This window comes from Chryseobacterium indologenes, assembly GCF_002025665.1.
Lineage (GTDB): Bacteria > Bacteroidota > Bacteroidia > Flavobacteriales > Weeksellaceae > Chryseobacterium > Chryseobacterium metallicongregator.
On record NZ_CP018786.1, the window covers coordinates 3,666,661 to 3,679,049 of the forward strand.

The following is a 12,389-nucleotide window of genomic DNA, read 5'->3' on the forward strand; positions in this document are numbered from 1 at the left end:
ATTAATTTTATTGTATCACAATTTAATTCTAAAATTTTCATTTATTTTGTAATTTAGCAATTTCAATAGTAAACATGAAACGAAAAATTACGATTTTATCTTTAATCGCTTTTGCATCAACACTTTACGCCCAAAGAAACACCATTGAATGGAATGGTTCTAAAATTCAGGATTTTGGTGACACAAAATTAAATCTTCCCAATTTTAAAAATGAAGGTTTTTCTTTCAGCCAAAATAATGTTTTTATAGTAAGCAAGCAAAAAATCGGAGAAAAGCAATTAAAAATCTCAGACCTTGTTTGGGAAAACGTTTCTAACCAGGAATTGTTTGAGTTGGATAAAGGCAGGCTTCCTGATTATGATGTAGCAGATGTTTCCTATTATACTTTAGAGGGTGAAAGCTATGCCAGCATTAGTATTGCTTTATTTAAAAATGTAAAAGGGCGCGTTCAGAGATTATCTTCATTTAATGTTTCAGAAGCCTCTTCTTTTATCAATACAACAGGAACCGTTAATAAAATAGGTACTACCGGTAATCCTTTATCAAGTGGAAATTTTTATAAGATAAAGGTAGACAAGTCCGGAGTATTCAAAATCACTTCCCAGTTTTTAAAAGATAACGGAATTAATCCGAGTTCTGTAAATCCTAAAAACTTCAGGATTTATGGAAATGGAGGAGTAATGCTTCCTGAATACAACCAGGATCCAAGATACGGAGCTTTACAGGAAAACTCCATTCAGGTAGTAGGTGAAGATGATGGAGTATGGAATGATAACGACTATGCTCTTTTCTATGCGCAAGGGCCTGATGGGTATAACCTTTATGACACGGGCAATGGAAATGGTTTTAAAAGACATGATACCCGATTCAGCGAAAGAAGTAATAATGTCAAAAATATTTATGAAGATTTCTCTTATTATTATATCAATTTTGACAAAGGTGCGGGAAAAAGAGTTCCTACTGTAGACGGAAATCTTCCTGCCCAGCTGATTACAAGATATGACAGTTACCAGGTAATTAACAAAGATCAGAAAAACCTTTTAAAAGTAGGAAGAACATGGGTAGAGGATACTCCTTTCTCCAATGAAAAGACCATAACATTGACTACCAATTCACCTATACAGGCGAATGATGTAGTACGATACAGAACGCAGGTGGTGGCGTATAATTCTCAGCAGAATACGATGGATTTTAAAATCAATAATTTAAATCCACACCCACAGCAGGTAATTCCTATGGATACTCCTTCCTATCAGTATACCTTCTATCCTGTAACATATACCGGAACATTAACCAATCTTACCGGAAACCAGTTTACATTGGTTTATAATCCTGATATTTCCAAAAATCCAAATGGAACTTTCTATTTTGATTATCTGGAAGTTCAGTATAAAGAAAACCTTGCATTCAATGGTTCACAAATGAACTTCAGGGATTATTCAATTCTAAGTGGAAGCAATACAGACTACGGTTTCAGTATCACTAATGCAGCTAATATAGAACAGGTATGGGATGTAACGGATATTACCAACGTTAACAGAAGAGTGAATAAAGCAGGAGGTGGTTCTTTCAACTTTGCCTACACTGCTGCTGATCAGAATTTCAATAATGAATTTGTAGCGTTCCGTGCTGATGCTGCTTTTAGTCCACAATTTGTAGGAAGAATTTCGAATCAGAATCTTTCCGCAATACAAAACGTAGATTATCTTATCCTTACTGTACCTGAAATGATGGGGCAGGCACAAAGAATTGCCAGCTATCATCAGACCACTCATAACTACAAAGTAGAAATTGTTGACATTAACAAAATCTATGAGGAATATGGCAGCGGAAGTAAAGACCTTACCGCGATAAGAGATTTCGTAAGCAAACTCAATACTCCTCTGGGCAGACTTCAGTATGTATTTATTCTTGGGGATGCTTCATACGATTATAAAAACAGGGTTCCGAATAATTCAAACGTTGTTGCCAGCTACCAGAGTGAGCAATCTTCTGATTACGTATCATCATTTGTTACGGATGATTATATTGTCATGACCAAGCCACAGACTACATTATTAATTGAAAACAATTTACCGGATGTGCCCGTGGGTAGAATTCCGGCAGCTAATGTAAGTGAAGCCGGGGATATGATCAATAAAACACTGGCTTATAACAATTCTCTTCAAGGGCAGTCATCTCCTTTCGGAGACTGGCGTATGCGACTTGACTTTGTAGTGGATGATAATGAGGAAGGAGGAGGTCCTTTTCATAATGTAATGAACAATTCACTGGTGAATATTTTTGAACAGCCAGGCCAGCTGGATCTTAAAGAATATAATGTTAAAAAATTATATATGGATGCCTTTACCGCTCAGAGTACATCTGGAGGGCGAAGATATCCACAGGTAAACCAGGCTATTTCCAATGCGATCGGAAACAGTTTATATTTATTCTATTTCGGGCATGGAGGAATCAATGGTTGGGCACAGGAAAGAGTGCTTACCAGCACAGAGGTTCAAAATGCCAACAACTTCTCTAATGTATACAGCAGATTCCCTTTTGTCTCTACCATCACTTGTGAATTCACATTATGGGACGAACCTGCTACCAATTCTGTTGGAGAACAGTTTATAAAAATGAAGCAGGGAGGTGTTTCTACCATGATTACTTCCAGCCGTGCTATTGGGGTAGATTACGGACGTGATTTTACCAATACATTTACTCAGAATATTTTTAAATTAACCAATGACGATTTTAATTCTTTAGGAAATGCCCACTTAATTGCCAAAAAACAAAAAGGACCAAACAGCAACCATTTAAAAGTAAACTTCCTGGGTGATCCTGCTATGAAATTAAGCAGACCTCAAAGACTTTTGGTTATTGATAATATTGAAACTCCGGTTCCAGGATTGATCAGAGGTTTGGATTTTGTAAAAATTAAAGGACACATCAATAATCCGAACGGAACACTGAACAATACCTTCAACGGAAAAGTCAGCATTAATATTTTTGATAAGAGATTAAACAAGAAAACACTTAACAACAGTGGAATTTTAACTCCGGTTTTAGATTATACTGAAGAAGGAAGTGCGATTGTAAAATCTGCCGGAACTGCGGTAAACGGAGTCTTCACTGCTGAATTCTATGTTCCTAAAGATATTAACTATGCTGTAGGACAAGGAAGAATACTAGCCTATGCTGACAACAAATCAACGGATGTTTTTAACAACCAGGCCGTACAGGTGGGAGATATCAATCCTAATGGAATCAATGATAATCAACCTCCAAAAGTAAAACTGTATATGAACAACACCAACTTTGCAGATGGTGGAATCACCAATCAGAATCCTATGCTTCTTGCCTGTCTTACCGACGATACAGGAATCAACTCAACAGGATCCGGCGTAGGACATGATATTACAGTATATCTTGACGGACAGATTATCAATACCGTGGTCTTAAATGATTTTTATGCTCCGGGAGAAGGAAACGGATGCTTAAACCCAAGTCTTGCCGAATATCAGAAAGGGAATGTAACCTACCCTTTCAGAAATCTTTCCATAGGACAACATCAATTATCATTTAAAGTTTGGGATATAAACAATAATTCGACAACTGCTACGTTAAATTTTGAAGTTAAAGATGAGTCTGACCAACACCTGACGATCAACCGTCCGTTGAACTGGCCAAATCCATTCACCAATAAAACCTATATTCAGTTTGAACACAACTGTGATGATATTCTGGATGTAAACGTACAAATTTATACAATAACCGGAAGATTGGTAAGAACTTTATCGCAGCCAGTGGTTGCAGAACCGTTCCTACAGGGCTTTAGAACCCCTCGCCAGGCAATAGAATGGGATGGAAGAGATGATTTTGGATCTACAGTAGCAAAAGGTACGTATATTTTTAAGATATTTGCAAAAAGTCAAAATCAAGAAAAATGCAAAGGAAGTGCTACAGCTGTAGAAAAAATGGTACTTTTGAAATAATAAAACAGAACAATAGATAATAATATTAATAAAAAACTGATAATATATAAAAGACAACATATGAATTTAACTACTAAACTGCTATTAGGATTTGGTTTGAGTGCTGGTTTTTTAGGCTATTCGCAAGATTTAGGTAAAGTAAACCCAGTTCTTACCGGAGCTCCTTTCTTAAGAATTGCACCTGATGCAAGATCGGGAGGTATGGGAGATCAAGGGGTGGTAACCTCTCCGGATGCATTTTCACAATTCTGGAATGCGGCTAAATACCCTTTCAGCAGGACAAGTTCTTCCGTAGGTCTTAACTATACGCCTTACATGGGAAAACTTACCAATGATGTATTCTTATTATATGCTTCGTTCCATAAGTTTTTAGGGCAGGAAGAAAGATCTACAATCTCCGCGAGTATCTATTATTTCAATATGGGACAGGTAGACCTGACTCAATTGGTAGGTACAGAAATCGCTTCTATGGGTACATCAAAACCAAACGAATTCTCCATTGACGTTGCCTACGCTTTGAAACTTTCTGATTCATTCTCAGGAGCTGTTACCGGTAGATTTATCCGTTCAGACTTAGCCGGAGGATTCAACACAGATACAACACTTAAGGCTGCGAACAGTTTTGCAGTAGACGTTTCAGGATACTATACCTCTCCAAGATTCTCCAGTATTGGTGGATATGATGGTAAAGTAAATGCAGGTTTGGCTATTCAGAACTTAGGTCCGAAACTGGATTATACAGGAAATGAAGAATCAAGATCTTATCTTCCTACTATGGCAAGATTAGGGGTTGGATACGATATGTACCTGGATGATATGAACAGAGTGGGAATTTCTGTGGAAGGTTCAAAACTCTTAGTTCCAGGATCTGAGTATGCAGGAATAGACCCAAATACTAGACAGCCTATTTATCAGATCCCAAATGTAGGACCAATGGCTGGTATCGGAAAATCTTTCAAAAATAAAAACAGTATCATGTACAGTGGTGCTTTAGAATACTCTTATGACAATGCATTTTCTGTAAGAGGAGGTTACTTCCATGAAAGTGAAGAGCAGGGAGCAAGACAGTTTGCTACTGCGGGGGTTGGGTTAAGATACCGTTCTTTCGGACTTGATCTTTCTTACCTTATCAATATGTCTAAGATCAACAGTGCTTTGGACAACACTCTACGTTTCGGTCTTACATGGAACATTGGAGAAGAAACATCTAACAACGATCGTTAATAAAAGCAACAGCTACATAAAAAAAGCCTCATACATTGTATTGAGGCTTTTTTTATGTCAATGGTCAATTCGCTTCGTTTGTCAATTTCTTTTACGTACTGCAAACATTCACGATTCACTTTGCGAAGCAAAAATTCACTATTGACCTTTGAATAATGCAATAGTATAATCAAGCAGTTTTCCATCACCATACTCTCCATGTCCGGGAACTACAATTTTCACATCCGGATATTCTTTTTTTACTTTTTCGACAGTATTGGACCAGGCAGAAACATTAGCATCACCTAAATATCCTTTACCCGCCTCCTGCTCTTTTAATAAACAGCCTCCAAATAAAACATTCTCAACCGGGAAATACCCTACAACATTATCTTTTGTATGTCCTTCACCAAAAAATTTTGCGATAACATCTTTGTCTCCTACTTTTAGCTTTACAGCATCATTGAAATTATTTTCAGGGATAACAAAATTATTTTCTTTGGCTAATTCGATGGTTTTAGTATAAGCATAAGAGGGAATATTATGTTTATGAAAAGCCATCAATCCTCCTAAACTGTCATCATGAAAATGGGTTGGAATAATAGCCTTAATTTTTGCATCGAGCTTTTCATTAATCCATTGTATAAGTTCTTCTGAACTTTTGTCATTAGTAGGTGTATCAAAAACAATCGTTTCGTGATGGTCTTTCACAATTAATCCATTACAGGGTACATTCCCGAAATCATTCGTCTGTTTAAAGGAAGTATGAATAAAAGAATTTTCCGAAATCTGAGTAATGATCAGGTTTTTTGATTCATAAATTTTCTTTGCTTTAAAATGATCTTTGCTCTGCGAAGTACAACTTAGAATAATAAAAGAGCACAAAATGACAAGTATATTTTTAATAATGATCTTCATGAAACAATTATTTAAGATTGATAAGCTAAAGTAAGAATTCATGGAACAAGATTTGTTAGCTGTTGTGTTAAAAGTGATTGATTGTGAATTGTGAATCATTCCTATGTTTCCTCTGCCAGTTTATTTTAAATAGCATACAGCTCAATTAAAAAAAATATAACATTTAAGTTGTGAAAAGTCTCTTTTTTATGGCAATTTTCTTAAATTCAATAGCTATTTTTGTAGTATGAACTATTCGGCAGAACTAAAAAAATTTGTAACCAGTCAGTATGTATATTCTGCCATCAGAATTACATTAGCTACTGTTCTGCCTTGTTTAGTCCTCGCCCACTTCGGGATTTTGAAAGAATATTTCCTTTTTCCACTGGGAACCAGCTTTGTAGCCCTTACGGACCAACCCGGACCTTTTATCCGAAGAAGAAATGCCCTTACTTTTGCCATCTGCTGTTTTGTATTTGTAGCGCTCATTGCAAGTCTTGTGATGAATATCAAAGTACTGGTATTGCTGGAAGTCATTGTTTTCGGGATGTTTTTCTCCCTCATTGGCGTTTATGGGCAGAGATTGGCCGCTGTAGGTTCACTATCACTTGTAGTACTCGCGATCTTTATTGACGGCCACCTTACAGGAAGTAATATCTTTAAAAGTTTATTGATTTTCGCTTCCGGCTGTATATGGTTTTTGCTTATATTCCTTATTGTAACCACCATTCGTCCTTATAAACTGGCAAGCCAGATGATTGGAGAAAATTATCTTCAGCTGGCAGAGTTTTTAAAGATCAAAGCTAATTATTATCAGAAAAATCCTGATTTTAATAAGCTGACAACTCAGGTTATTGCCAAACAGATTGAAATAAAAAACCTTCAGGAGGATACCAGGGAAACGGTTTTTAAAACCAGAACCATCGTCAATGAATCTACAACCACCAGCCGTTTATTAATGCTGATGTTTCTGAACTCAATGGACCTTCATGAAAAGCTGATGACTTCTGAAAGTGATTATCAAAAGTTACAGCAGAGTTTTGAAGACAGTATGATCCTGGTAAATATCCATGATTATCTTAACCTTTTGGCAGAAGAGATTACCAATATCGGAATTGCATTACAAAGCGGTACCAGAGCAAAACCTATGTCCAATCTGGAACTGGAATTAAAGAACTTAAACTACAATTATTTCGAACTCAGAAATAAACAACTTTCACCTGACAACCTGGAAAATTTCATGATCCTGCGCCAGATCCTGATGCGTATCTATGAAATCACAAAAGAAATTAACGAGATCTATAAAGTATTTTCGCAGGATATAAAGCTGGCGAAAAGTTTATCTACAGGGTTGGATCTTAAGAAATTTATGCCTAATGAACCTAAACTTAATGCTAAGGTTCTAAGAAATAATATATCATTATCATCATCCCATTTCCGCCATGCCATAAGAATTACAACAGCATTATTGCTGGGATATGTTTTTTCTATGTTCGATTTTCTTGGACTGGGACACACCTATTGGATATTAATTACCATTACAGCAATCTTAAAACCTGCTTATTCCATCACTAAACAGAGAAACCTTCTCCGTCTCTATGGGACAATTGCAGGAGCAAGTATTGCTTATGGCATTCTCTATTTTATACATATTAACGGAGTTTTATTTGCTATTCTGCTCATTAGTATGATCATGTGTTTCAGCTTTTTGAAAGGACGGTATTTCTGGGCAGTATTATTCATGACGATCTATGTTTTCCTCAGCTTTAATTTTTTAAATCCCGGGAAAGTCAATATTATATTTAAAGATAGAATCTTTGATACTGCTATTGCCGGAATCATAGCTTTTGTAGTATCTTATATCGTATTGCCTGTTTGGGAACATACCCAAAATCTGGATCTGATGAAAAAGTCTGCCGCGGACAACCTTATTTATTTCCAGAGTGTGATTTCTAAATTTTTAGAAGGAAAATTCGATCTTGAAGATTATAAGGTAAAGCGAAAAAATGCCATTATTTCACTGGCTAATCTTTCCGATAATTTCCAGAGAATGATTTCCGATCCTAAAAACCAGCAGAAAAAACTGGAAGTTGTGCACCAATTTGTGGCTACATCACATCTGATTACGGCATATACCGCTTCCCTGTCTCAATACTCCAAAAGTAATGAGCAATATCCTGAAATAGATGCTGAAAGCTGGAGTAGAAAGATTGAAGCAGAAATGCAGCAGACCTCTACCCTTCTCAACGGAAATGATGTCAACGAAACATTGAAAATGGAAAGCCGTCTTGAGCCGGAAGATTCCTCCATTGAAGATATGCTTCTGAAAAGAAAGACTGAGATTGAGGAAAACGAAATTGTAGACCGGAGAGATCCTGATAAAATATCACATTTAACAGAGCTTAAAAACATCCACGATATTCTGGAGCTGATCTATGATGTCGCAAAGGAACAGAGAAAAGTGATCGAAAAATATAAAAACGAAACTGAGCCTACTCCTCCACAATCGTAAAGCAGTAATCGTCAAAAAACTCTACCCTCGCTTTGAACTCGTCTGAAAACTCATCATCATATACACGACAGCTTATTTTATGAAGGTGCTTCAGTTCAAAAGGCTTTACTTCATAATTCTTTTTTAAAGACCAGTATTTAGAGTGATGGATTTTGTACATACTTTCCTTTACACTCCATATAATAGTATAGAAAGTATCAGCTTTATCCTCAGGAATAAATCCACGCTCATTTTCATAGGTGAATTTATCAATTACCCTTAAAATTTTAGGATTGAATTTTTCAACATCGATTCCTATTTTATTTTTAGATATAGCAATCGCTGCAAAGGGAAAAGAATGCGTAATGGAAATTTTCGCATCATTGGGAGAAAGAAAAGGTTCTCTTTCTTTGTATAAAATTTTAGAATTCGGCTTCAACCCTTTCAGGAGCTTGCGTACCATAAGGACTTCCAATAATTTTTTAGGATGATAATCTTTTACCTTCTCGGCATTTTCAGGCTCCAGAAGTTGGTTGATATCAAGTTCTTCACTTTCATCGTACTTCCAAACCAGAATTGTGGCGTTATCATCTGAAAAATCTCTGTAGAGGGGCATTCTTTTTTTATTGGACAAAAATACTAAAAAAAAGCTTGAAGATGGGAGCTAGAGGATGGAAGTTACTATTTGTTATAAAAATAACAGATCAATAAAGTTAGAAGAATTCATTGATGAAAAAAAGAATGGAAGATGGATGCGGGAAGGCGGAAGTTACTATTCGTTATAAGAATAAATTAAAGATTAAATAAAAAAATGTTCATGAAAAACGGATTCTTTGTTTCCTTAATCTTTACAAGCTTCCAGCATCCAGCTTAATTATTTAGACTGATGATTCACATCATTTCTATGCTCTATAATTTCCAGATTCGAATCTACAAAATAAGCGCTTCCGAATCCGTTGACATACGACCCTTTTACAGGCTGAAGAGCAATTAAAATAAAATCTCCCATTTCGGAAATTACATCTACCACTTTGCCGTGATTTTCTTTAAGTTTAGCAACTACAGTATTCCATACTTCAGAATCTCTTTCAATCTGAGAAGTAGCTGCTTCAATTGTTAAACGTTCACGGGCATAAATCTGCTTGGTTGCTGATTCATCTTCAATAAACATAATGGATGTTTTTCTTCCGTCCGCAAGGTTTTTAGTATGTTTTGCCATGAAAGATACCAGAATATAAAAAGTCTGATCTACCTGTACAAAAGGAGCATAACTTGAGTTAGGATTTCCTTCTGCATCCACAGTAGCCAGAATGATGCTCTTAGATGCATTGATTAATTCTTTTACTTTAGGAGTAACTGGTTTGGATTTCTTTTCTGTATGAGTTTGATTCATAATATATTTATTTATCAGCTAAAATTAACTATTTATATTAAGACTAAATAATATTAACTCATGTTTAATCTCATAAAACTGATCTTGGTTTGTCGTTTTTATATCTTAATTATAAATCGTAATTTTGCCTTTCGTTATCAATTGAATTTAAAAACTATTCATTACATATGAGTACTACAACACAATACGTTCCTTATAAAGTTAAGGATATCTCCCTTGCAGAATGGGGTAGAAAAGAAATTACCCTTGCAGAAGCAGAAATGCCAGGTTTGATGGCTATCCGTGAAGAATACGGACCATTTCAGCCACTGAAAGGAGCAAGAATCGCTGGATGTCTTCACATGACAATCCAAACGGCTGTGCTTATCGAGACTCTGGTAGCTTTAGGAGCTGAAGTTACTTGGTCATCTTGTAATATTTTCTCTACACAGGACCACGCTGCTGCTGCTATTGCTGCTGCTGGAATTCCGGTGTATGCTTGGAAAGGGTTAAATGAGGAGGAATTTGACTGGTGTATTGAGCAGACTTTATTCTTTGGTGAAGACAGAAAACCATTAAACATGATTTTGGATGATGGTGGAGATTTAACAAACATGGTTTTTGATAAATACCCTGAATTTACAAAAGATATCAAAGGTCTTTCTGAAGAAACAACTACAGGAGTACACAGACTTTACGAAAGAATGAAGAACGGAACTTTAGTAATGCCTGCCATCAACGTAAATGATTCAGTAACTAAGTCTAAATTCGACAACAAATACGGATGTAAGGAATCTGCTGTAGATGCAGTAAGAAGAGCTACAGATGTAATGTTAGCTGGAAAAAGAGTGGTAGTTTGCGGATACGGAGACGTAGGTAAAGGTACTGCAGCTTCATTCAGAGGAGCAGGTTCTATCGTTACGGTTACAGAAATTGATCCAATCTGTGCACTTCAGGCTGCAATGGACGGTTATGAAGTAAAAAGATTAGACACTGTGGTAGACAATGCTGATATCATCATCACTACAACAGGTAACTTCAACATCGTTAGAGGAGAACACTTCCTTAAAATGAAAGATAAAGCTATCGTTTGTAACATTGGTCACTTTGATAATGAAATCGATATGGCTTGGTTAAACAAAAACTACGGTCAGACTAAATCTGAAGTGAAGCCTCAGGTAGATATCTATACAATTGAAGGAAAAGAAGTAATCATCCTTGCAGAAGGTAGATTGGTAAACTTAGGATGTGCTACAGGTCACCCAAGTTTCGTAATGTCTAACTCTTTCTCTAACCAGACATTGGCTCAGATCGAATTATGGAACAATTCTGCTGCTTATGGAAACGAAGTATACATGCTTCCTAAGCACTTAGATGAGAAAGTAGCTGCTTTACACCTTAAGAAATTAAGCGTAGAGCTGGAAACTCTTTCTCCTGAGCAGGCTGAATATATCGGAGTAGACGTAAAAGGACCATTCAAGCCTGAGTACTACAGATACTAAGATCTCAACAAAACATGATATGATCCCACTATTTCTAAGATAGTGGGATTTTTTTATGCTGAGAAATAAAGCATTCCTTATTTTTGTCAACTAAAAAAATAACATGAAAAAATTCTTATTTCTGGGACTCATGAGTTCTGTTGTATTCTTTAACAGCTGCAGCAGTAATGATGATAATGAGGGAAACAATACATCTTCTAAAGTATTATTGAGCAAAGTCACTATAGTTTATTATGACAATCCGGCTCAGCCACAGACAAGCATACAGACTCTGGAATACAATAATCAGGGTGAGCTTATCAAAACATCGACAGCTTTAGGTACTTCTAAGTTTGAATACAGTAACGGAAAACCTGTTAAAACTACTTATTATAAACCAGATGGTACGGTAGATTATTATTCAGCTTATACTTATAATGGTGATCTACTTACAACTGTTAGGGCAATCTATACTACTAATCCGGATTATAACAGAACCATTACTTATAATTATAATACCAACGGACAGGTAATTTCTTCATCCCTTTGCCAGTCACCAACCTGTTCCAATCCTATTGTAGATACTTTTACTTATGATGGAAACAATATTTCAACAGAAATTTCAGAAGGTGGAGGCTCCAGCTACAATACTAAAGTTGTTTACTCTTACGATGATAAACTGAACCCATACGTGAATATTAACAAATACATAAAAATTATGATGGGAAGAGCCTATGCGGTAAGTCAAAACAATTATCTGATAGAAAAGATAAGCTACAAAAGTAACGGAACCTGGATACAAAACCAGACCAGAACCTCTACGATACAATATAACAGCGCCGGTTTACCTACTCAGGTAGTCTCAAAAGAAGCCAACGGAAACCTTTCCGCTCAATATAACTACGAATACATTACTCAATAATACAAAGCTCTCCAATTTGGAGAGTTTTTTATGAACTAAATATTTT

The 12,389-nt window shown here is 36.0% G+C and carries 8 protein-coding genes; 5 read left to right on the plus strand and 3 right to left on the minus strand.

The features are described 5' to 3' along the window. The first annotated feature begins 74 nt into the window (after positions 1-74). Together porU and porV are read left to right on the plus strand one after the other, a co-directional pair. The gene (porU, locus tag BUE84_RS16640; RefSeq protein ID WP_079242661.1) at positions 75-3,977 is read left to right on the plus strand and encodes a type IX secretion system sortase PorU; all 3,903 of its coding nucleotides are present in this window, start codon (positions 75-77) and stop codon (positions 3,975-3,977) included. Positions 3,978-4,037: 60 nt separating this feature from the next. Next, positions 4,038-5,201, plus strand: a complete 1,164-nt coding sequence (gene porV / locus BUE84_RS16645) for a type IX secretion system outer membrane channel protein PorV (RefSeq protein ID WP_034699905.1) — start codon at positions 4,038-4,040, stop codon at positions 5,199-5,201. A gap of 138 nt (positions 5,202-5,339) precedes the next feature. Here porV and blaCHM read toward each other — a convergent pair whose 3' ends face one another. Next, entirely contained in the window at positions 5,340-6,098 is a 759-nt protein-coding gene (blaCHM, locus tag BUE84_RS16650) for a CHM family subclass B1 metallo-beta-lactamase (RefSeq protein ID WP_079242662.1), read from the minus strand. 226 nt (positions 6,099-6,324) lie between these two features. Here blaCHM and BUE84_RS16655 point away from each other — a divergent pair, with 226 nt between their 5' ends. Continuing rightward, positions 6,325-8,589: an FUSC family protein gene (locus BUE84_RS16655; RefSeq protein ID WP_079242663.1), complete on the plus strand. Its 2,265-nt coding sequence runs from the start codon at positions 6,325-6,327 to the stop codon at positions 8,587-8,589. On the opposite strand, the gene BUE84_RS16660 is transcribed toward BUE84_RS16655, so the two are convergent. Together BUE84_RS16660 and BUE84_RS16665 are read right to left on the minus strand one after the other, a co-directional pair. Further along, complete coding sequence (locus BUE84_RS16660; protein ID WP_079242664.1) at positions 8,570-9,184, minus strand: 4'-phosphopantetheinyl transferase family protein; 615 nt, start codon at positions 9,182-9,184, stop codon at positions 8,570-8,572. The two genes, BUE84_RS16655 and BUE84_RS16660, sit on opposite strands and share 20 nt — an antisense overlap. Before the next feature lie 258 nt (positions 9,185-9,442). Then, positions 9,443-9,961, minus strand: a complete 519-nt coding sequence (locus BUE84_RS16665) for a pyridoxamine 5'-phosphate oxidase family protein (RefSeq protein ID WP_079242665.1) — start codon at positions 9,959-9,961, stop codon at positions 9,443-9,445. A gap of 167 nt (positions 9,962-10,128) precedes the next feature. Between BUE84_RS16665 and ahcY the strand changes: the two genes are divergently transcribed. Then, positions 10,129-11,442 carry an adenosylhomocysteinase gene (gene ahcY, locus BUE84_RS16670; protein WP_079242666.1) on the plus strand — a complete coding sequence of 438 codons (1,314 nt, stop codon included), beginning with the start codon at positions 10,129-10,131 and terminating at the stop codon, positions 11,440-11,442. Positions 11,443-11,545: 103 nt separating this feature from the next. Continuing rightward, a complete protein-coding gene (locus BUE84_RS16675; RefSeq protein WP_079242667.1) occupies positions 11,546-12,343 on the plus strand; it encodes a hypothetical protein in 798 nt (265 codons plus the stop codon). Positions 12,344-12,389 lie beyond the last annotated feature (46 nt).